This is a genomic window from Rodentibacter trehalosifermentans, assembly GCF_002000545.1.
GTDB classification, from domain to species: domain Bacteria; phylum Pseudomonadota; class Gammaproteobacteria; order Enterobacterales; family Pasteurellaceae; genus Rodentibacter; species Rodentibacter trehalosifermentans.
In genome coordinates this window covers 54049-74446 of sequence record NZ_MLHL01000009.1, presented here as the reverse complement: position 1 = coordinate 74446, position 20398 = coordinate 54049, and the positions used below count along the sequence as shown (strand labels likewise).

Genomic DNA, 20398 nt, shown 5'->3' with positions numbered 1-20398 from the left:
TATGAAAACACCAAAAAAACTAACCGCTCTTTTCCCCCTATTTTTCACCCTACCAGCAATGGCAAATAATCTTGCCGAGCCGGAGCAAAAAATTAAAGTGGCAGCCCCGGAAAAACCGGCACAATCAGTGGTGGCTCTAGGGCAACAAGCTGCGCCAATGAATATCACCGAGGCGGATTTAATGCAAAATCCTGTTCTCACCCATCAATTACTCAGCCAAGCCATTTACGCCCGAGATCCGGCGTTGATTGAAAAATTGTTGGCAATTTACAAAAAATTTCCCAACCACGATCCCTTATTAGTGCAATTTGGCGAGGCAAAACAGGCGGCATTGACGGGAGAATTATCCCAAGCCATTCGCCTTTATCGGGCAATGTTGGCGGAGCGTGCGGATCTCAACCCGGTGCGGATTGAGCTTGCCATTGCGTTGTTTAACGACAAACAAAACACCGCCGCCGAAGCACAATTCCAAAAAGCCCTGAGCGATCCGGCAACGCCAGCGCCCGTGCGTCAACTTATCAACAGTTATTTGGAGGCATTACAGGAACGTGATTCTTGGCAAATTTCTGCCAGCGCCTATTATGTGCGTGACACCAATGTGAATAACACAGGCGACAGCCGTGATATTGAACAAACGGGCTATGTGAAAAATGACGATATGATGCCACAAACCGCTCACGGCATAGCCTATAATCTTTTGCTCGGCAAAGATTTCAACCTCGGCAACCGCTATTATCTTGCCTTTGAAAACGAGTTGTTCGGCAAAAGTTATTGGGATAATCACGATTATGACGATATTTATAACCGCACTTCCCTTGGCTTGCGCTACAAAACCGCACAATCCACCCTCAGCCTGTTACCATTTTATGAAAAACGTTGGTACGGTGGGGAAAGTTATCAATGGGGCAATGGCGCGCGATTGGAATTAAGCCATTGGCTTAACCCGAATTGGCAGCTTTCAACAGCAATGGAATACACCAAACAACACTATTTCGACAGTAGCGCGCAAAACGGCAACACCAAATTAGTGTCCTCCACCTTGGTGTGGGCGAGAACGCCACGCCAATTTTTCTACCTTGGCGGCGATTTCAACCGTGAAACCACCAAAGTGAAACAATACGGCTCCGACACCAAATCATTCCGTCTTGGTTGGGGGCAGGAATGGGGCAAAGGCATTTCCAGTCGTTTGGGTTTGGGCTTTTCACAACGCCATTATAAAGATCAAGCGGTACTTGGTGGGTTGATTCCTTTGGGGAAAGTGCGCAAAGATCGCATTTTCAATGTTAATCTCACTCTTTGGAAACGGGATTGGCATTTGTTCGGTATCACACCAAAATTGCAATTTTCCTACCGCAAACAAAAAAGCAACATCCCAAGTCTGTATTCTTACGACCGTCAAAACCTGAATTTGATTTTTGAGAAATCTTTTTAAATTGATGGGAATGGCAAGTGGTGAATAAGGTTCACCCACATTGTATTTTTAAAGGGAATTTTTCGACATTATGTAGCGATTGTAAAAATTAATTTGGCGATATTGAAAAAATAAAGTTTGTTATGTTTTATAGTACGGTAAAATCAACAAAAATCCGGTTTGAGCAACCGCCACATAATACTGAAAATTCCCTTAAAAACGCCCGCACTTTTTTAATATTCCAATAATAAAAAACCTCTAGCCATTATGGTTAGAGGTTTTTTGTATCATTTAACCCAATCTGGGCTCATTATGAATAAATTATTCAGCAACAACAATCACGTTTAATGATGCAAATACTTCACCGTGAAGTTGGAAACGAACATCGTGATCACCAAGAGTACGGATTGGGCCGTTTGGTAAACGAACTTCGCTTTTTGCAATCTCAACGCCGGCTGCAACCACAGCTTCAGCCACATCACGGGTTGTAATTGCACCGAATAAACGACCTTCATCACCGGCTTTAGAAGCGATAGTCACAGACCCAAGGGCTTCTAAACGTTCTGCACGGTCAACAGCAGCCGCTAACGCTTTCGCTGCTTTTTCTTCTAACTCGGCACGGCGTGCTTCAAAATGTTCGATGTTAGCTTTTGTTGCCATCACTGCTTTACCTTGTGGGATTAAGAAGTTACGGGCAAAACCTGATTTAACATCAACTTGATCACCCACATTACCGAGGTGAGCGATTTTATCTAAAAGAATAACTTGCATTCGACCTTCTCCTTATTAATGATGATGAGCATCAGAGTAAGGTAATAACGCTAAATAACGCGCACGTTTGATCGCACGGGCTAATTGACGTTGGTACTTCGCACGAGTACCGGTAATGCGGCTTGGTACAATTTTGCCGCTTTCAGAAATGTAGTTCTTTAATGTAGCGATATCTTTGTAATCGATTTCAACAACATTTTCCGCTGTAAAACGGCAGAACTTACGACGACGGAAATAACGTGCCATTTGGCTGTCTCCTAATCTATAAATTCGATTTGCTCGGCATGTAATACTAATTGGTTTACCCCTTTTGAGGTGCGATGTGAAGTAATAAACCCCACAACCAATAGTTGACTGCCGACCGTAATGCTTTGAGTTTTCTTAACTAATTGATTACCACTGGCTTGAATGGGCATTTTTAACCACGCTTGGCGTGGTAAGTCGGTTTCGATTTTTTCAGAACGATGTTCTAACCAAAATTGACAATGCTCAATCCCGCTTGGGCTTTTTAATCGTTTCGGTAACTGAGTCACAATGCCCATTAACGAAAAGCGATTATCAATTGTTGAATTACTCTTCAGCATCCTCAAAATCGTTGTTTTCAACTTCAGTTAAAGGCTTACGATCTTCTTTAGCCTTAACCATTGGGGACGCTTCTGTTACGGCGTGCTTAGTGTGAATAACAAGACTGCGTAATACAGCATCGTTATAACGGAAAGTCGTTTCTAGCTCGTCGATGACTTGTTGAGGCGCTTCTACATTCATAAGCACATAATGTGCTTTGTGTAATTTATTAATTGGGTACGCTAATTGGCGACGACCCCAATCTTCTAGGCGATGAACTTGACCACCGGCTTCTTTTACAGAACCTGTGTAACGTTCAATCATACCTGGTACTTGCTCGCTTTGGTCCGGATGAACCATAAACACGATTTCGTAGTGACGCATGAATGCTCCTTACGGGTTAATCAGCCTTTGACGGAGACCAGCCACCAATCTGCAAAGGCAAGGAACGAAAATTGAATGTGGCTAAGGGTTGCGGATTATACCGAAAATTTTGTTTTCCGCAATAGAGTTGAAGTCTTTTTAAGCAAAAAGAAAGCCGATAAAAATCGGCTTCACAGAATGAAATGAATTAACGGCTACGGAAAACGATTCGCCCTTTGCTTAAATCATAAGGGGTCATTTCTACGGTTACTTTATCCCCGGTTAAAATACGAATGTAATTTTTACGCATTTTGCCTGAAATATGTGCCGTCACCACGTGGCCGTTTTCCAATTCTACGCGAAACATCGTATTCGGTAAGGTTTCCAAAATCGTGCCTTGCATTTCAATACTATCTTCTTTTGCCATTGTATCCTCTAAAAAATAATGGGGTTTTATGACCGCACTTTGGGTCAATTTTTGAAAAAACGCGCGGATTATAGCCGTTTTTGGGCTTATGCGAAAGATGAAAATAAAACTGAGCAGAAAAAAGTCAATCTACTCTGGATTTGCAACGATTTACAAACCGGAAACAGGGTCTATAATAGCCGCACTTTTATAAAAGATTGTGTATTATGAATTCAAAAAAACACTTAGGGCATACCGCCCGTAAACGTTTCGGGCAAAATTTTTTGCACGATAATAATGTGATCCAAAACATTGTGGCGGCAATTTATCCGCAAAAAGAACAATTTTTAGTGGAAATCGGTCCCGGGCTTGGCGCACTGACCGAACCGGTTGGTGAGCAAGTAGACCATTTAACGGTGGTAGAACTTGACCGTGATCTTGCTGAGCGTTTACGCCACCATCCTTTTTTACATCAAAAATTAACGGTGATCGAAACCGATGCGATGCAATTTGATTTTGGACAACTTTATGCGGAACAAACCCGAGAGCCAAAACAAAAATTGCGGGTATTCGGCAATCTGCCTTATAACATTTCTACTCCGTTGATGTTCCATCTATTCCAATATCATCACCTCATTCAAGATATGCATTTTATGCTCCAAAAAGAGGTGGTGAAACGTCTTTGCGCCGCACCAAACAGCAAAGCCTACGGGCGGTTAACCATTATGGCACAATATTTTTGCCAAGTAATGCCGGTGCTGGAAGTGCCGCCAAGTGCATTTAAACCTGCGCCCAAAGTGGATTCTGCTGTGGTTCGTCTTGTTCCGCATACCACCTTACCTCACCCTGTAAAGGATTTATATTGGCTTAACCGTGTTTGTTCGCAAGCATTTAATCAACGTCGTAAGACATTACGCAATGCACTTTCCACGCTCTTTTCAGCGGAAAATCTGACCGCACTTGGTATCGATTTAAACGCACGCGCAGAAAACCTCGCTATTGCCGATTATGCCCGTTTGGCGAATTGGTTGGCAGACAATCCGCCGATAGAAGGTAAACAAGATGAAATTGTGGCTTTAGACGAATAAAAGAGCGGTCAAAAATGGCAAATTATTTTGTAGGTGATCTGCATGGTTGTTTTGATGAATTACAGCTTTTGTTGGAAAAAGTGGAATTTGAGCCGACACGGGATAAACTTTACCTTGTGGGCGATTTGGTGGCTCGGGGCGATAAATCCCTAGAATGTTTACGTTTTGTCAAATCCTTAGGCCAGGCTGCACAAACGGTGTTAGGCAATCACGATTTACATTTCATTGCCACCACACTTGGTATCAAAAAAGTGAAACCCCGTGATCGTGTAGACGCCATTTTTAATGCGCCCGATTTTGAGGAGCTGGTGGATTGGTTGTGTCATCAACCTTTATTGGTTCACAACGAAAACCCGGGGGTTGTCATGGCACACGCCGGGATCTCACCCGATTGGGATTTGGCGACAGCAAAAGCCTGTGCAAAAGAGGTGGAAGAGATTTTACAAAACGGCGATTTTGCCGCCTTGCTTGCACAAATGTACGACAACTCACCGAATCGATGGTCGCCTGATTTGCAAGGCATTGAACGCCTGCGCTACAGTATCAATGTATTCACCCGAATGCGTTTTTGCTATTGGGATCATCGTTTGGATTTTGCTTGTAAAGCCCCACCGAAAGCCGCACCGGCAGAACTGACCCCTTGGTTTAATCTGCCAAATCCCCTTTATCAACAAATCCCGATTGTTTTCGGGCATTGGGCGAGCTTGGTGGACGAACCCACGCCGCAAAATATTTACGCCTTGGACACGGGCTGTGTTTGGAACAACCGAATGACAATGTTGCGCTGGGAAGATAAGGGCGTTTTCACGCAAAGTGCGATTAAAAACTACAACGATTTTTAACCAAGCCGTTAAAGCCTCATTTACTTTCTGGAAATTTAATCATGCTCACTTTATCCGAAAAATCTTGCGATCTTTTCAATATTCCTTTCTTTCAATTTGCTCAAATGAAGAAATTTTGTCCTGAAGAAATTCCGGCGATCAAGGCACGTTACAAAACGGAATGGGAAAATTGGAAAGCCATTATTCAGGCTGTATCGGTGCAACTTGGCGCGCCATTTGCCAAGCCGCACATTGAAAGCTGGACGAACGGATGGCAAGTGCGGGCGCATTTTTTTGCATATTTTAAATATGAATTTAATCAAAACTCAGCAGCAATTTTTTCTGTTCTATTGAATCGCCGCCGCCTTTCCGTGAGTTTGGATTGGCATTGTTACCGCGCGGATCGCTCGCAAATTAATCTGCAACAATATAACCGGTGGTGGGATGATTTCGATTTTGAAGCCTTTTCCCATTGGGATATATGGCGTGGCGATGAAAGCGAATATGCGGATTTTCGTCAGGTTAATCGGCTTGCGGTGGAAGATTTATCTTTGCGTTCTGATGAGGATTTTTGGTGCATTGGTCGTAATATTGAAAAAAATGCATTACAGAATATCTATCCTGTTGATTTTATAGCCAATACCATTCGGCAATTACAACCGCTTTATGAACGTTGCCACCGATAAGTGCGGTTATTTTGACAAAAGTTTTTCTTATCATTTCTTGAGTTATGCTATCATTACAAAGATTTAACATTTTTAACAATATTTTATTTAGGAGAGCAGTATGAAGAATGTCGTTATCGTTGGCGGGGGGGCCGGCGGAATTGAATTGGCGACTTTTTTAGGCGATAAACTGGGTCGCAAAGGACAGGCAAAAATCACCCTTGTGGATCGTAATGCCACCCATCTTTGGAAACCTTTATTACACGAAATTGCCACAGGCGTGATGGATGACGGCGTGGATTCATTAAGTTATCGGGCCCACGGTAAAAACCATTATTTTAGCTTTGAACAAGGCTCAATTACACGCATCAATCGTGAACAAAAATATGTGGAGTTAGCCCCGGTTTATGGACAGGAAGGCGATATGTTGGTGATTGCCCGCCGTATTCCTTACGATTATCTTGTGATGGCGATTGGCAGTAAATCTAACGATTTCAACACAAAAGGTGTAGCGGAGAATTGCATTTTCTTAGACAGCTCCGAGCAAGCCTTACGTTTCCAACATAAAATGTTGGAACTTTTCCTAAAATTTTCTGAAAATCGTGTGTTGGATGATATTGGCGAAGCCGAGTCAAAACAAAAACTGGTGGATGAAAACAAAGTTAATATCGCCATTGTAGGCGGCGGTGCAACAGGGGTGGAATTGACCGCAGAGCTTTACCACGCCGCAGAAGATTTATCTTCTTACGGTTACGGAAAAATTGACAGTTCCTGTCTGCAAGTGACATTAGTGGAAGCCGGACCTCGTTTATTACCCGCATTGCCGGAAGATCTCTCTGCCGCCGTATTGGATGAACTGCATGAAATGGGTGCCAATGTAAAATTGAATACTATGATTACGGAAGCTCAGCCAAATACACTTGTGACAAAAGAGGGCGAAGAAATCAAAGCCGATCTCATCGTTTGGGCTGCGGGTGTACGCACATCGAAAGTGACCCATAATTTTGACGGCTTGGAAATCAACCGTATTAATCAATTGGTGGTGAAGGGCACGCTACAAACCACGGTCGATGATAGTATTTTTGCGATTGGCGACTGTGCGGCTTTGATGCAAGAAAACGGCAAATTAGTTCCACCACGTGCTCAGGCAGCACACCAAATGGCAAAGGCTTGTGCAAAAAATATCTTTGCAATTTTTGAAAACAAACCGCTAAAACCTTTTAAATATAATGATAAAGGTACGTTGGTGTCACTTTCCAGTTTCACTGCACTGGGCAGTTTAACCAATAAATTTGGCAAAAACCCATTAACCGTACATGGTAAATTTGCGCAATTTGCTTATGTTTCCCTTTATCGCATGCATCAACATGCTTTGCATGGCTGTATCAAAATCGGGTTGATTATTTTGGTTGATAAAATTAACCGCTATTTGAAACCGAGATTGAAGTTACATTAATCCATAAAAAAGTGCGGTCAATCTGACCGCACTTTTACGCAATAAAAAGCTATGCAAATTTTAGCGAAAATTAACTTTTGCAAGAATTTCCTTTTTTCATTACTTTACCAAAATCATTTTTGGCATCCGGTTTTAAAAGATTATTCGGCGCACCTTTTTGTACAGGGTAAATGGAATCCATTTGCCATTGATTCCAGCCACCGTCATACACGGCGGTATTTGTCCAACCGGCGAGCTGCGTCATAAACCAAGGCACGCCGGCACGCCAGCCCGTACCACAATAAAAGGCTAATTTATCATTTTTTTCAATGCCTTGGGTTTTCCATAAAGCAAATATTTCATTTGGATTGCGCAACGTTCCATCGGGATCATAATAATCCGCCATATTGGACGAATCCGTTCCGGCAAAGCCCCAAATTGCGCCCAAAGGCTCACCTTTTCCCGGAATATAATCATAGCCGCTGATTTTTCCTACATATTCATCCCAAGCCCGATTGCTGATTAACTTCAATCCCTGTTTTTGAGCGGCGATAATTTCTTTTGGGGTTTCAATATCAATTGCGGGATTGGCTGGAATTTTTGCACCAAAAACGGTTTCTGGTGCAGGCGTATTCATTGTGGTCTCTGTGGGCAAATTAGCATCCATCCACGTCGAAAGATTACCGTTTAACACTCTCACATCTTTCACGCCTGCCCATTTCAACGCCCAGAATACACGATAGGCCGCTAATTGGTTATCAGAATATAAAATAATCGTTTTATCCGCAGTGATACCATTTTTTAATAAATTTTGTTCAATCACCTCCGGTGAGGATAAATTCCAAATGGGACCGTTTTCAATCCAATCTGTATCGAAGTGATAGGCCCCCCCAATATGTTGAACATACCCCTGCGATTTCTCCAAAGGCCCCCAAGAAACCTCAAAAACGGCAAATTGATTATTCTCGTAGGTTTCCGGTTTTTCTCCGTTAATCACCGCATTAACCCAGTCAGGCGATACGCTATAATGGAAATTTGGAAAATATTCCAAAGGATAGCCCGCATTGGCATAGCTCACAAAATCATTAAAAACGAATGTTTTGTAACCTTTGGCAGCGAAATCCGCACTGATACAAGCAAGATTATCGGGATTAGAATCGTAAAAAACCAAGGTTTTATCTTTTGTGATGCCTTTAGCTGTCGCAAAAGATTCAAATTTGTCCGGTGCGATGGCATCCAACCAGGCACAAGAAAACGACACAGCACCAGGAATATGCCCGCCGCGTGTCGCATTGTTATCTTTAAAACCGTTGTAAAAGCTGTCTTGACGAGAATCAATAATCACATAATTCGGATTATTTAAATTCTCTAAAAGTGCTTTGGTTTCAATGGTTTTCACTTGATTATCTTCACATGCGGCAAGCAAAAATAGCAGACTTGTGCCCAATAAAGTGCGGTTAAATTTCATTGTGTTTTTTCCTTTTATCTTTTGACGAGCCATTTATTCGCTCCCCAACATCCCATTAAAATACAGCCCGTTGCCAACCAACCTTGCCAAGAAAAATAAGCTGTTGCCACTAATGCATTAGTAACCGTACAACCGCCGGCCAGTGCCGCTCCAAACCCCATCGTTACACCACCTGCAATGCGGCGTAAAGCCTCTTTTGGTTCAGGCATTCTTAACTGAAAATCACCGCTTAGTTTCGCCATGATAAACGCCCCCAGCGGAATGCCTAAAACAAATAAACTCCCCCAGTTTAAATAGCGTTGTTGTCCAATCACTAAATATTGCACAACATTGGCGGAGGGCACGGCAATGCCATAGCCATAATTACGGCCGGTTTGTGCACTGAGATACCATGCCAAAACGCCCAATCCTCCCATTAACAATCCGCCGAGATAAGGATTCCAATCACTTTTAAACGTGCGGTTAAAAAATGAAAGATTTTCAGCACGACTGAATTTTTCTCGGCGAAAAAATAAAATGAGGGTAAAAAACACTAATATGCCCACTAACCACCAAGGTGAAATCGCTAACGTTAAGTAGATGTTATCCCAGGGGGGGCTTTGTTGCGTCCAACGGCGGATAAAATGATGAAGACTGCCGCTTTGTGTTGATGCCAAGGTTATCGCAAAAGCCACCAAGGCTAAAAAACTCCCAAGTGCTCCTTCTGCTGAACGAAACCAAGCACCACTTCCACAACAGTTGCTTAACACCATTCCCACACCAAATAACAGCCCCCCAACTACGGTGGCAAAAATCGGTAAAGGGGTTTGAGGAATGGTGAGAAGATCGAACTCAGCAAGCGTAAAAAAGCCCACTGATTGCACACTTACGGCGATGAAAAGTGCGGTTAAAAATTGGAAATTTTTTTCAAACAATAAACGGCGAAAGCCTGAAACAAAGCAAAATTGTGTTCGCTGAAGGAGGATTCCGAAAGCAATCCCAACTAAAAGACCCGTAAACATTGATTAAACCTTAATACTGATGTTTAGATATGAGGTGACAAAGCGTAGCATATAAAAATGCGGTTGAAAACAACCGCACTTTTTTATGACTTATTCTAAGCGTTTCGCTACTTCCAACCAATCCGCTTTGAATTCACGGCGCATATTATTGATCGCATCAATAATATCATGGTGAACAAGCTGTTCGTTTTGGATCCCAACACAATAACCGCCTTTGCCCTGAAGTAGAATATCCACCGCATAAACCCCCATGCGTGAAGCCAAAATACGGTCAAATGCACAAGGTGAACCGCCACGTTGAATATGGCCTAATACGGTTGCGCGGGTTTCGTGTCCTACACGTGCTTCAATTTCTTTTGCAAGGGAATGAACATCCGTAATTAATTCAGTGATCGCAATGATCGCATGGCGTTTACCCCGAATAATACTGCGTTCGATTTGCTGAACTAACTCTTCACGATCAAATTCCATTTCAGAGGCAACGATATATTCACAACCACCGGCAATACCTGCAGAAATAGTTAAATCGCTACAATGACGTCCCATAATTTCTACGATAGAAATACGCTGGTGGGAACTTGAGGTATCACGTAAACGGTCAATCGCATCCACCGCCGTTTGTAGTGCGGTTTGATAACCGATGGTGTAATCCGTTCCCGCCACATCATTATCAATCGTGCCCGGAATACCGACACAAGGGAAACCGTGTTCTTCCGTGAGAAGTTTAGCCCCCATATAAGAACCGTCACCGCCAATCACCACTAAGGCATCAATGCCGTGCGAACGTAAAATCTCCGCACATTTTGCCCGCACTTCCGGATTTTTAAACTCAGGGAAACGTGCAGAACCTAAAAATGTCCCGCCACGATTAATCACATCAGAGACACTATAACGGTTTAATTGCTTAATTTTATTGTTATATAAGCCTTGATAACCATCATAGATACCAAAAACATCCAAACCTTCCGCTAATGCCGCACGTACCACGCCACGAATGGCAGCGTTCATCCCCGGGGCATCACCACCACTGGTTAATACTGCAATTTTTTTAATCATATACGACCTACTTATTAAGTTAAAAATAAAGAAATGTTGCTAAGGTTACACGATTCAGTCTAATGGCTCTAGAAAAAATTTAAGAAATGTCTTCACCTTTTGATCTAGATAAATTTTCTGTTGATATTTTGACAGTGCCACTGCCAAGGCATGTTATCAATCTGTTTCATTTCCTTTGCAATGAGGTATTTCTGCAAATACCGTAAAATTTTTTCCCTACTTAAATGTCGGCTTTTCTTCACTTTTTGGGAATATTGAAATTGTACAAAACCACATGTTGCCATTTCTTTTCCCCTCATCATATTCACCTGCCAATAAGGATCTTTTTCCGTCGGTGCGTAAATTACATAGCCTTTTAATCCTTCATCCCTATTGGTTTTGCTGTTTTTGATTGGCGTTAATTTGAATGATGCTACTTCCGTGTTGCGATAAACACGCTCACGCAAAGTAATTCGATCTTTAATATCAAGCTGCCTTTCATTACGATCCAACAGCAATTCAATTTGTGACTGCCATTTTTCTAAAGTGTCCGGTTGACTAGCATAGACATAACGTGCCACCGAGCCTAAATCTTGCCCGGCGGCTTTATGATAGTGTTTGTTTTGGTATTGAATCTGCTCAGGGATATCCAGTTGTGAAGGTTGACTTACACAGGCTGAGAGGAAAAGTGCGGTCAAAATAACAATAATTTTATTCATAATGCTCCCGCTTAAAGATCCATTCTTTTTCATTAGAAGCCGCTTCATCAAACCAATAACCACCTAAATCGAAATCTTTTAATTGTTCCGCTTGGGTTAAACGCTGTTGAATCATATAACGGCACATCAACCCTCGGGCTTTTTTCGCATAAAAACTCACTACTTTATATTGACCGTTTTTGTTATCTAAAAAGATCGGTTTGATGATTTGTGCGTGAAGTTGGCTTTCTTTCACCGATTTATAATATTCGTCCGAGGCAAGATTAATCAACACATTCTCACCTTGTGCATCAAGGGCTTGCTGGAGTGATTGGGTAATCACATTTCCCCAAAATGCATAAAGATCCTTGCCTTTTTTATTGGCTAATTTTGTCCCCATTTCCAAACGATAAGGCTGCATTAAATCCAGAGGTCGAAGTAAACCATACAAGCCGGAAAGCATACGCAAATGAGATTGTGCAAACAGGATATCATCATTAGATAAGGTATCGACATCTAAGCCGGTATAAACATCGCCTTTAAACGCAAAAATGGCGGCACGTGAATTCTGTTCGTTGTGTTCCATAGTCCACTCGGCAAAACGTGCGGCATTAAGCCCTGCCAGCTTATCGCTGATAGACATTAAAGAAGCAATGTCTTGTGGAGAAAATTGGCGACAAATATCAATTAATTGGGCACTGTAATCGGTTAAGTGCGGTTGAAAAACAGGAAGTTTTCTCACCGCACTTTCAAAATCGAGGGTTTTTGCGGGGGAAATAATGGCTAACATAGTCTCTCCTTAATAGAATGCACGCCATTCTAGCATATTTCTATACCCGTTTATAAAGCCCATTTTCATTAAGAATCAGATCCTGTAACTCTAAATCTAAAAGCTGCACCAACAACACATCTACCGGCAAACCAAATTCCTGTGCTAGATCATCAATACTCACCGGCGTGTAGCCGATTCTCGCATAAAGTTTAGGATGACTTGGTGCCTCAACCACTCTACGAGGATCCGGTGGTGGGGTATAGGTTGCGGTTTCTACTTGGTTAAAATCGATTTTCGTTTGGCTATGAATAGAATGTTGATAAAGCGTATCAAGAATATCTTTCACATCTTCGACCAGCATACCGCCTTGTTTAATCAATCGGTTACAACCCCGGCTAAATTCACTCATCACACTTCCGGGTAACGCAAAAATTTCACGATTTTGTTCCAAAGCGTAACGTGCCGTAATTAGGGAACCACTTTTTTCCGTTGCCTCAATCACCAATGTTCCCACCGAAAGCCCGCTAATAATCCGATTACGACGTGGAAAGTGAGCGGCAATTGGTGGTTGGTTTGGCGCAAATTCGGACACTAACGCACCATTATTTTCAATAATCTGTTTTGCTAATTCACGATGTTTTGCCGGATAAATTTCGTTTAACCCACTTCCCAATACCGCAATAGTTTGTCCTTTAATCTCCACTACCGCACGATGACTGTGTCCGTCAATCCCTAAAGCTAATCCGCTTGTAATGGTAAAACCGGCAAGGGATAATTCTGTGGCAAAATATTTTGCCCACTGTTCCCCATAAGCGGTGCAATATCGACTACCCACCATGGCCATTTGCCGCTGTGAAATCACCGTCACATTGCCTTTTACAAATAATAAAGGAGGAAAACTTGAAATTTGTTTCAATAAATAAGGGTAAAACGGTGAAAAATAATTCACTAAATGATTTCCCTCTTTCTCCGCCCAAATCAGTGCCGAATCTATAAATTTCCTTTCCGGTTTAAACCAACGGCGAATTTGAATAGCACTCCAGCCCATTTGACGAAAAGCCGTTTCATCATACTGTAATAATTCTTTTAACGTAACATTCGATAAAATTCTCTCAATTGCCACGCTGCCTAATTTAGGCACTTGCATTAAACGAAGTAAAGTTTCGTTTATATTGTTCATTTCTTTTCCCATTCCTTCAATAAAGGTTTGATTATGTAATAAATAGAAAAATGTGCGAGTTTTTCGCCGCACTTTTGCGATCTGTGTCTCAAAAATAGAAATCAAAGTCAGGTAATCCGCCCACCTTTCTCTATCTGCTCAAAAATCCGCTCCCTCAGTTTTTTCTCAAAAACTTGCAAAACCACTCTTTAATAGCTTGACACAATCGTTTTTTTTTTTTCAATAGGCGGGTTTTATTTCACTGGTTTTATGTTTAAAAATGAAGCAATTATGGTCAACCGCTAAATTCTCAATTGGGCTAATAGCCGGCACACTTTTTGGTATTGTTATGGCAAATAGTATTTACATGGATTTTCTTTCAGGAAAACTACACGAATGGCTATCAGGAATAGGGGCATTAATCGCTGCCATTTTTTCCGGATTAGCCTTAAGAAGCACCTACAAAATATGGAAAACCGACAAAATTTTAAGATGTATTAGGGAATTGAAAGACAATTATCGTCAACATTTTATACCGACTTTTAATCGTTTTAATACGGATTATGACGATATTGAAGAATATTACTCAAAAGTGTGGCATACCAATTGGAATATTGAATTTTATTTAAACCGACTTGATGAGATTTATGTGGTTTCACAAAGTAAAACTCGGAATATTATTCAAGACTTCAAAGATGACCTCACCAATCTACACCAAAGATATAAAAGAATAAAAACTACTTTATCTGAAGGATTTCATAGTCAACAAACACAAGATGGAAATTATTTTATTTATGATGTTCAACCGGATATTGATGAATTTATTCCTTTAATTAACGAATATGCACAAAAACAAAAAGCGTTTTTAAAACAACTTAACAAGGAAATTAAATAAGAAGGTATTTCAAATGAAACTAACCAAACTTTTCACCGCACTTTTTGCTTTTTCTACCACCACAAGCCCTATTGCTTTGGCTAATTACGAAAACGATGAAGCTCAATTTCTACAAGGAGTTAAAGCTATTGAGAAAGGTGATTATCAAACAGCGTTTAGTTTATGGAAACCGTTAGCAGAACAAGGTGACGTAAAGGCACAAGATAATCTTGGGTTTATGTATGCGGAAGGGCAAGGTGTAAAACAAGATTATGTTGAAGCTGTAAAGTGGTTAACAAAAGCCGCCGAACAGGGGGCAGTAGTTGCACAATCTAATCTTGGTAGTATGTATGTCCATGGACAAGGGGTAAAACAAGATGATGCCGAAGCCGCAAAATGGTACACAAAAGCCGCCGAACAGGGGTATGCAGTTGCACAATATTATCTTGGTTTTATGTATGTCAGTGGGCAAGGGGTAAAACAAGATTATACCGAAGCGGTGAAATGGTTCACAAAAGCCGCCGAACAGGGGTATGCAAATGCGCAATTTAATCTTGGTGTATCATATGAAAGAGGAGAAGGCGTAAAACAAGATGATGCCGAAGCCGCAAAATGGTACACAAAAGCCGCCGAACAAGGCAATGTGGAGGCGCAATTTCATCTTGGTATGTCGTATGAAGGAGGAAAAGGGGTAAAACAAGATTATGTTGAAGCGGTAAAGTGGTATAGAAAAGCTGCCAAACAAGGGGATGCAAATGCACAATCTAATCTTGGTGGGATGTATGCCAATGGACGAGGCGTAAAACAAGATGATGTCGAGGCGATAAAGTGGTACACAAAAGCCGCTGAACAGGGGAATTCAGTTGGACAATATAATCTTGGTTTTATGTATGTCAGTGGACGAGGGGTAAAACAAGATTATACCGAAGCGGTGAAATGGTTCACAAAAGCCGCCGAACAGGGGTATGCAAATGCGCAATTTAATCTTGGTATGTCGTATGACAGAGGAGAAGGGGTAAAACAAGATTATACTGAAGCGGTAAAATGGTTCACAAAAGCCGCCGAACAAGGCTATACGGAGGCGCAATTTAATCTTGGTGTGTCGTATTATATAGGAGAAGGGGTAGAACAAGATTATATTCAAGCCAAAAAATGGTATGAAAAAGCGGCGGAACAAAAACATGCCGCAGCTACCACAAATCTTGGTTATCTTTATGAAAATGGCTATGGCACAAGACAAGATAAACACAAAGCCCGTGAGCTTTATGGTAAAGGTTGTGATTTAGGCGATCAGAACGGCTGTAATAATTACAATAATATGAAAGATATGTTTTTAGTCGAAAGTGCTGAAAGTATGGCGGAACGCTGGGAAAGAGAACGTAAAGAGGAGAAAGAGCGTGAGGCAGAGTTTAGAAAAGAATTTGCAAAAAATCTCATTGAAAAAGGCAAGGCGGACTTTGAGGTAAATTTAGCCAAAGTAAAAAATGAGCCTAAAAATGCAGAAGCTTTGTATCAACTTGCACTTAATTATCATGGAGGATGGGGGGTAGAAGAAAATAAACAGCAAGCTCTTGAATTTATAACGAAAGCAGCTGAAATGAATAATCAAGAAGCGCAATATTGGTTAGGAAAATTTTGGTTGGGTTGGAGAACTCAAGAAGATAACGAATATTTTGGTTATAAAAAAGATATTCCTAAAGGTCTTGATTATTTAACCCAAGCCGCGAAACAAAATCACTCGGCAGCACAAAATACACTGGGATTGCAATATTTAAACGGTAAAACCGTACGACAAGATTTATATAAAGCCAAAGAATTATTTGGACTGGCTTGTGATAACGGTAGCCAGGACGGATGTCAAAATTATCAAGATGAAAGATTGCAAAACCTTCCAAACCCGCTTGAAAAAATATTTGGTGAATATTGGGCTGCTATATTGGGTGGCTTCGGGGCGTTAGTGCTGGCACTGATTGCGTTTTTACTTGGCAAAAGATCAAAAAATAAAAAGGAAAATTAAAACCTCGGAAAAGAACCCTTCACCTTATGGAAGGGTTCTTTTTTCATAAAGAGCTAAATTCGATGAGAAAGGAAAAAACGACCGTTTTTTCTACTGCACTTTTGCCTAAAAAGCGTAAAAACAAAAAAATTGATGATTTTTTTGTAGCCTTAGAAATGAATAAAAAGTAGAGAAAAAGCAAGGTTAAGCTAAATTATTTGGCATTTTCATCTGTAAATGAAGAGGTTTTTAGTTTAATCTTCTAGATTATTTCGGTAAATATCTAAAATTAAAAGATAAAACGCTAAAAAAGCATTTGACAGCGTTTGATTTATTCGTAACATAGCAAGGGTTTTACAACGAATTTTCATAGGATTTTTATGTTTTCTTCTGTTTTTTTATCCCTCAACCTGCTGCGCTCACATGCTTTGTGCGGCTAAGTTGTGGATGAAAAACAAGTCAATGTAAATCCTCTTCATTCAACCAACCCGCACTTCAAAAAGTTGCGGGTTTTTGTTTAAAAAATTTTGCAAAAAACAACCGCACTTTTGGCGTGATTTTAGAAGGACATTGTTATGACAGATCGTGTGATTATTTTTGACACCACGTTGCGTGATGGCGAACAAGCATTAAAAGCAAGTTTGACCGTGAAAGAAAAATTGCAAATTGCCTTGGCGTTGGAACGCTTAGGGGTGGATGTGATGGAAGTGGGTTTTCCGGTTTCTTCCCAAGGAGATTTTGAATCTGTGCAAACCATTGCACGCCATATCAAAAATTCGCGTGTGGCAGCGTTATCCCGAGCAGTGGATAAAGATATTGATGCTGCCTATGAAGCCTTAAAAGTGGCGGAAGCCTTCCGTATTCACACCTTTATCGCCAGTTCTGCCTTGCACGTGGAAGCGAAATTAAAACGCACCTTTGATGAGGTGGTAGAAATGGCGGTAGCGGCAGTAAAACGTGCCCGTAATTACACCGACGATGTAGAATTTTCCTGCGAAGATGCCGGTCGTACCGGTATTGATAATATTTGTCGTATTGTCGAGGCGGCAATCAACGCCGGGGCGACCACCGTTAATATCCCTGATACCGTAGGTTATTGCTTGCCAACGGAATACGGTAATATTATTGCGCAAGTGCGTAACCGAGTACCGAATATCGATAAAGCGGTGATTTCCGTGCATTGCCATAACGATTTGGGTATGGCAACTGCCAATTCCTTAACCGCAGTACAAAATGGGGCACGTCAAATTGAATGTACGATTAATGGTATCGGCGAACGTGCCGGTAATACCGCCCTTGAAGAAGTGGTCATGGCGATTAAAATCCGTCAAGAATTGTTCGGTGTGGATACCCGTATTAACACGCAAGAGATCCACCGTGTCAGCCAAATGGTGAGCCAGCTTTGCAATATGCCAATTCAACCGAATAAAGCCATTGTGGGTTCTAACGCTTTCGCCCATTCTTCCGGTATTCATCAAGACGGAATGTTAAAAAATAAAAATACCTACGAAATTATGTCGCCGGAAACCATTGGGTTGAAAAAAGAGAAATTGAACCTCACCGCCCGTTCCGGTCGTGCCGCAGTGAAAGGCCATATGGCGGATATGGGGTACACCGAGCAAGATTATGATTTGGATAAATTATACGATGCGTTTTTGAAATTAGCCGATAAAAAAGGGCAAGTGTTTGATTACGATTTAGAAGCCTTAGCCTTTATTGATATGCAACAAGGCGATGAAGATCGTTTGGTATTGGATAAACTTTCTGCGCACTCGACCAAAGAATACCCTGCCACCGCCTTTGTTCAACTACAATTAGACGGCGAAAAATTAAGCACCTCCTCTATCGGTGGAAACGGCCCGGTCGATGCCGTCTATAATGCGATTTTGACCTTAACAGGCTTAGACATCAAAATGTCCCACTACCACCTCACCGCTAAAGGCGAAGGCGCAGAAGCCCTAGGCCAAGTAGATATTGTGGTAGAACACGAAGGCAGAAAATTCCACGGTGTGGGATTAGCCACAGATATTGTGGAATCCTCCGCATTGGCGTTGGTGCATGCGATTAATGCGATTTATCGAGCTCATAAAGTGGCGGATATTAAACATCATAAAGCAGTCGGGGCTTAATCCCGTTCAGGTTTCGCCCTGAAGGGCGAGTTACTTTTCTTTGCTTTGCCAAAGAAAAGTAACCAAAAGAAAGGCAACCCTGCTTTGCCTTAATCCTTTGTTCCATTGAATTTGCTTAACGGAAATTTTCTAAACTCGCTACGCTCAAACAAACGAAAATTTCCTACAAATTCAATTACACAAAGGCGGCAAAGAAGGGAACCCATTTTGTTCTTTCTACGAATAAAGTGCGGTGGAAAAACAAACTTAAAATCAACCGCACTTTTAAAATAACGCTCCGATAAATTTGGGGCCCCATATAAATTGCCTTTGCGACTTTCAATTTTTAGGAAATTTTCGTCTGTTTGAGCCGCTTGCGGCGGGTTCAGAAAATTGCCGTCAAGAAAATTGAAACCAAGCAAAGATCAGCAATTTAACTGGGGTGTGTTTCTTTTGCCTACTTTGCTTTGCACAAGCAAAGAAAAGTAGGTCGCCCATTGGGCGAAACTCAATACATAAAAATAGGAAAAACCCAAATGAAATCATACAACATCGCCGTCCTCCCCGGTGACGGTATCGGTCCTGAAGTGATGGCCGAAGCACTCAAAGTCCTCAATAAAATCCAAGAGAAATTCGATGTTAAATTCAACTTTAATGAATTTTATGTAGGCGGTGCGGCAATCGATTACTGTGGTAGTCCATTGCCTGCAGAAACCTTAAAAGGGTGTGAAGCCGCAGATGCAATTTTATTCGGCTCCGTAGGTGGCCCAAAATGGACAAATTTACCCCCTGATCAACAGCCGGAACGTGGGGCATTATTACCATTGCGTAAACATTTCAAATTATTCTGTAACCTGCGTCCGGCAACCCTTTATAAAGGATTAGAAAAATTCTGCCCATTGCGTGCGGATATTGCCGCAAAAGGGTTTGATATGGTGGTGGTGCGTGAGCTTACCGGTGGGATTTATTTTGGTCAGCCGAAAGGGCGTGAAGGTGAAGGGGCACAAACCAAAGCCTTCGATACCGAAGTCTATTATAAATATGAGATCGAACGCATTGCCCGTGCAGCATTTGAGGCAGCCATGAAACGCCGTAAACACCTCACCTCGGTGGATAAAGCCAATGTGTTACAGTCCTCTATTTTATGGCGTGAAACCGTCGCAGAAATTGCCAAAGACTACCCTGAAGTCACCGTTGAAAATATGTATATCGATAATGCGACCATGCAATTAATCAAAGCACCGGAATCTTTTGATGTGTTGCTCTGCTCGAATATTTTTGGCGATATTATTTCCGATGAAGCGGCGATGATTACAGGCTCAATGGGAATGTTACCTTCCGCCAGTTTGAACGAAGAAGGCTTTGGTTTATACGAGCCTGCAGGCGGTTCTGCACCGGATATTGCAGGAAAAGGTATCGCCAACCCGATTGCTCAAATTTTATCAGCAGCGATGATGCTACGTTATAGCTTCAATTTAAATGAAGCGGCTGATGCCATTGAAAATGCCGTACAAAAAGTTCTGGCAAGCGGCTATCGCACCGGTGATTTAGCGGATGATTCAGCGCCTGTTTCCACGGCGGAAATGGGAACGTTAATTGCGGAAGCAATTTAATCGTAGGGTGTGTGAACCCTTGGGTTCACGCACGAATAACCTAAAATAAATTGGTGCGTGTGTGGATTGTACCAATCCACACACCCTACAAGTGTGGTCAAAATCTAACGTATTTTTCAACCGCACTTTCTCCCTCATAAAACAGAGAAA

General features: G+C 41.7%; 21 protein-coding genes. 9 read left to right on the top strand and 12 right to left on the bottom strand.

Annotated elements, in window-relative coordinates; translation table 11 throughout:
• Nucleotide 1 precedes the first annotated feature (1 nt).
• Nucleotides 2-1432, top strand: coding sequence for a surface lipoprotein assembly modifier (locus BKK52_RS02200; protein ID WP_077477739.1), 1431 nt, complete (start codon nucleotides 2-4; stop codon nucleotides 1430-1432).
• Between the two features lie 300 nt (nucleotides 1433-1732).
• Here the strand turns inward: BKK52_RS02200 and rplI are convergent, their stop codons facing one another.
• The 5 genes from rplI to infA all read right to left on the bottom strand — a co-directional run bounded on the left by rplI (nucleotide 1733) and on the right by infA (nucleotide 3536).
• Complete coding sequence (gene rplI, locus BKK52_RS02195; protein WP_077420115.1) at nucleotides 1733-2182, bottom strand: 50S ribosomal protein L9; 450 nt, start codon at nucleotides 2180-2182, stop codon at nucleotides 1733-1735.
• Between the two features lie 15 nt (nucleotides 2183-2197).
• Nucleotides 2198-2428 (bottom strand): 30S ribosomal protein S18, encoded by a 231-nt coding sequence (rpsR, locus tag BKK52_RS02190; protein WP_018355466.1) that lies wholly within the window; start codon nucleotides 2426-2428, stop codon nucleotides 2198-2200.
• 11 nt (nucleotides 2429-2439) lie between these two features.
• Nucleotides 2440-2766: a primosomal replication protein N gene (priB, locus tag BKK52_RS02185; RefSeq protein WP_077477737.1), complete on the bottom strand. Its 327-nt coding sequence runs from the start codon at nucleotides 2764-2766 to the stop codon at nucleotides 2440-2442.
• Entirely contained in the window at nucleotides 2753-3130 is a 378-nt protein-coding gene (gene rpsF, locus BKK52_RS02180; protein ID WP_077420117.1) for a 30S ribosomal protein S6, read from the bottom strand. The genes priB and rpsF overlap by 14 nt, the downstream gene beginning before the upstream one ends.
• Nucleotides 3131-3317: 187 nt before the next feature.
• Nucleotides 3318-3536: a translation initiation factor IF-1 gene (gene infA / locus BKK52_RS02175; protein ID WP_013746899.1), complete on the bottom strand. Its 219-nt coding sequence runs from the start codon at nucleotides 3534-3536 to the stop codon at nucleotides 3318-3320.
• 206 nt (nucleotides 3537-3742) lie between these two features.
• Here infA and rsmA point away from each other — a divergent pair, with 206 nt between their 5' ends.
• The 4 genes from rsmA to BKK52_RS02150 all read left to right on the top strand — a co-directional run bounded on the left by rsmA (nucleotide 3743) and on the right by BKK52_RS02150 (nucleotide 7545).
• The gene (gene rsmA, locus BKK52_RS02165; RefSeq protein WP_077477735.1) at nucleotides 3743-4603 is read left to right on the top strand and encodes a 16S rRNA (adenine(1518)-N(6)/adenine(1519)-N(6))-dimethyltransferase RsmA; all 861 of its coding nucleotides are present in this window, start codon (nucleotides 3743-3745) and stop codon (nucleotides 4601-4603) included.
• Nucleotides 4604-4617: 14 nt separating this feature from the next.
• Nucleotides 4618-5445 carry a bis(5'-nucleosyl)-tetraphosphatase (symmetrical) ApaH gene (gene apaH / locus BKK52_RS02160; protein ID WP_077473879.1) on the top strand — a complete coding sequence of 276 codons (828 nt, stop codon included), beginning with the start codon at nucleotides 4618-4620 and terminating at the stop codon, nucleotides 5443-5445.
• Nucleotides 5446-5486: 41 nt separating this feature from the next.
• Nucleotides 5487-6110: an HI_0552 family protein gene (locus BKK52_RS02155; RefSeq protein WP_077473880.1), complete on the top strand. Its 624-nt coding sequence runs from the start codon at nucleotides 5487-5489 to the stop codon at nucleotides 6108-6110.
• 100 nt (nucleotides 6111-6210) lie between these two features.
• Nucleotides 6211-7545 (top strand): NAD(P)/FAD-dependent oxidoreductase, encoded by a 1335-nt coding sequence (locus BKK52_RS02150; protein ID WP_077477733.1) that lies wholly within the window; start codon nucleotides 6211-6213, stop codon nucleotides 7543-7545.
• Between the two features lie 70 nt (nucleotides 7546-7615).
• On the opposite strand, the gene BKK52_RS02145 is transcribed toward BKK52_RS02150, so the two are convergent.
• From BKK52_RS02145 to dprA, 6 genes are all read right to left on the bottom strand, one after another.
• Nucleotides 7616-8992 (bottom strand): rhodanese-like domain-containing protein, encoded by a 1377-nt coding sequence (locus BKK52_RS02145; RefSeq protein ID WP_077477731.1) that lies wholly within the window; start codon nucleotides 8990-8992, stop codon nucleotides 7616-7618.
• 14 nt (nucleotides 8993-9006) lie between these two features.
• The gene (locus BKK52_RS02140; protein WP_077420124.1) at nucleotides 9007-9993 is read right to left on the bottom strand and encodes a YeeE/YedE family protein; all 987 of its coding nucleotides are present in this window, start codon (nucleotides 9991-9993) and stop codon (nucleotides 9007-9009) included.
• 90 nt (nucleotides 9994-10083) lie between these two features.
• Nucleotides 10084-11049, bottom strand: coding sequence for a 6-phosphofructokinase (gene pfkA, locus BKK52_RS02135; protein ID WP_077477729.1), 966 nt, complete (start codon nucleotides 11047-11049; stop codon nucleotides 10084-10086).
• A 104-nt stretch (nucleotides 11050-11153) separates the two neighbouring features.
• Nucleotides 11154-11747: a hypothetical protein gene (locus tag BKK52_RS02130; RefSeq protein ID WP_077477727.1), complete on the bottom strand. Its 594-nt coding sequence runs from the start codon at nucleotides 11745-11747 to the stop codon at nucleotides 11154-11156.
• Nucleotides 11740-12516: a peroxide stress protein YaaA gene (gene yaaA, locus BKK52_RS02125; protein ID WP_077415994.1), complete on the bottom strand. Its 777-nt coding sequence runs from the start codon at nucleotides 12514-12516 to the stop codon at nucleotides 11740-11742. Before yaaA ends, BKK52_RS02130 begins: the two co-directional genes overlap by 8 nt.
• Before the next feature lie 40 nt (nucleotides 12517-12556).
• Entirely contained in the window at nucleotides 12557-13678 is a 1122-nt protein-coding gene (dprA, locus tag BKK52_RS02120) for a DNA-processing protein DprA (RefSeq protein ID WP_077477758.1), read from the bottom strand.
• Between the two features lie 259 nt (nucleotides 13679-13937).
• On the opposite strand from dprA, the gene BKK52_RS02115 reads away from it, so the two are divergent.
• From BKK52_RS02115 to leuA, 3 genes are all read left to right on the top strand, one after another.
• Nucleotides 13938-14552 (top strand): hypothetical protein, encoded by a 615-nt coding sequence (locus tag BKK52_RS02115; RefSeq protein WP_077477725.1) that lies wholly within the window; start codon nucleotides 13938-13940, stop codon nucleotides 14550-14552.
• Between the two features lie 13 nt (nucleotides 14553-14565).
• Nucleotides 14566-16548 (top strand): SEL1-like repeat protein, encoded by a 1983-nt coding sequence (locus tag BKK52_RS02110; protein WP_077477723.1) that lies wholly within the window; start codon nucleotides 14566-14568, stop codon nucleotides 16546-16548.
• 554 nt (nucleotides 16549-17102) lie between these two features.
• Nucleotides 17103-18656, top strand: a complete 1554-nt coding sequence (gene leuA / locus BKK52_RS02105; protein ID WP_077416000.1) for a 2-isopropylmalate synthase — start codon at nucleotides 17103-17105, stop codon at nucleotides 18654-18656.
• A 175-nt stretch (nucleotides 18657-18831) separates the two neighbouring features.
• On the opposite strand, the gene BKK52_RS14045 is transcribed toward leuA, so the two are convergent.
• On the bottom strand, nucleotides 18832-18954 hold the full coding sequence (locus BKK52_RS14045) for a hypothetical protein (RefSeq protein WP_256843269.1): 123 nt from the start codon (nucleotides 18952-18954) through the stop codon (nucleotides 18832-18834).
• Between the two features lie 217 nt (nucleotides 18955-19171).
• Between BKK52_RS14045 and leuB the strand changes: the two genes are divergently transcribed.
• Nucleotides 19172-20248, top strand: a complete 1077-nt coding sequence (gene leuB / locus BKK52_RS02095; protein ID WP_077420130.1) for a 3-isopropylmalate dehydrogenase — start codon at nucleotides 19172-19174, stop codon at nucleotides 20246-20248.
• The last annotated feature ends 150 nt before the right edge of the window (nucleotides 20249-20398 follow it).

Excerpts from the sequence above, each read along its gene's own strand:
- BKK52_RS02155 (WP_077473880.1), top strand. The coding sequence starts at position 5,487 with ATGCTCACTTTATCCGAAAAATCTTGCGATCTTTTCAATATTCCTTTC.
- BKK52_RS02150 (WP_077477733.1), top strand. The coding sequence starts at position 6,211 with ATGAAGAATGTCGTTATCGTTGGCGGGGGGGCCGGCGGAATTGAATTG.
- infA (WP_013746899.1), bottom strand. The coding sequence starts at position 3,536 with ATGGCAAAAGAAGATAGTATTGAAATGCAAGGCACGATTTTGGAAACC.
- BKK52_RS02140 (WP_077420124.1), bottom strand. The coding sequence starts at position 9,993 with ATGTTTACGGGTCTTTTAGTTGGGATTGCTTTCGGAATCCTCCTTCAG.
- yaaA (WP_077415994.1), bottom strand. The coding sequence starts at position 12,516 with ATGTTAGCCATTATTTCCCCCGCAAAAACCCTCGATTTTGAAAGTGCG.
- priB (WP_077477737.1), bottom strand. The coding sequence starts at position 2,766 with ATGCTGAAGAGTAATTCAACAATTGATAATCGCTTTTCGTTAATGGGC.
- leuA (WP_077416000.1), top strand. The coding sequence starts at position 17,103 with ATGACAGATCGTGTGATTATTTTTGACACCACGTTGCGTGATGGCGAA.
- dprA (WP_077477758.1), bottom strand. The coding sequence starts at position 13,678 with ATGAACAATATAAACGAAACTTTACTTCGTTTAATGCAAGTGCCTAAA.
- pfkA (WP_077477729.1), bottom strand. The coding sequence starts at position 11,049 with ATGATTAAAAAAATTGCAGTATTAACCAGTGGTGGTGATGCCCCGGGG.
- BKK52_RS02145 (WP_077477731.1), bottom strand. The coding sequence starts at position 8,992 with ATGAAATTTAACCGCACTTTATTGGGCACAAGTCTGCTATTTTTGCTT.
- rsmA (WP_077477735.1), top strand. The coding sequence starts at position 3,743 with ATGAATTCAAAAAAACACTTAGGGCATACCGCCCGTAAACGTTTCGGG.
- rpsF (WP_077420117.1), bottom strand. The coding sequence starts at position 3,130 with ATGCGTCACTACGAAATCGTGTTTATGGTTCATCCGGACCAAAGCGAG.
- BKK52_RS14045 (WP_256843269.1), bottom strand. The coding sequence starts at position 18,954 with ATGGGGCCCCAAATTTATCGGAGCGTTATTTTAAAAGTGCGGTTGATT.
- rpsR (WP_018355466.1), bottom strand. The coding sequence starts at position 2,428 with ATGGCACGTTATTTCCGTCGTCGTAAGTTCTGCCGTTTTACAGCGGAA.
- BKK52_RS02200 (WP_077477739.1), top strand. The coding sequence starts at position 2 with ATGAAAACACCAAAAAAACTAACCGCTCTTTTCCCCCTATTTTTCACC.
- BKK52_RS02130 (WP_077477727.1), bottom strand. The coding sequence starts at position 11,747 with ATGAATAAAATTATTGTTATTTTGACCGCACTTTTCCTCTCAGCCTGT.
- BKK52_RS02110 (WP_077477723.1), top strand. The coding sequence starts at position 14,566 with ATGAAACTAACCAAACTTTTCACCGCACTTTTTGCTTTTTCTACCACC.
- rplI (WP_077420115.1), bottom strand. The coding sequence starts at position 2,182 with ATGCAAGTTATTCTTTTAGATAAAATCGCTCACCTCGGTAATGTGGGT.
- BKK52_RS02115 (WP_077477725.1), top strand. The coding sequence starts at position 13,938 with ATGAAGCAATTATGGTCAACCGCTAAATTCTCAATTGGGCTAATAGCC.
- apaH (WP_077473879.1), top strand. The coding sequence starts at position 4,618 with ATGGCAAATTATTTTGTAGGTGATCTGCATGGTTGTTTTGATGAATTA.
- leuB (WP_077420130.1), top strand. The coding sequence starts at position 19,172 with ATGAAATCATACAACATCGCCGTCCTCCCCGGTGACGGTATCGGTCCT.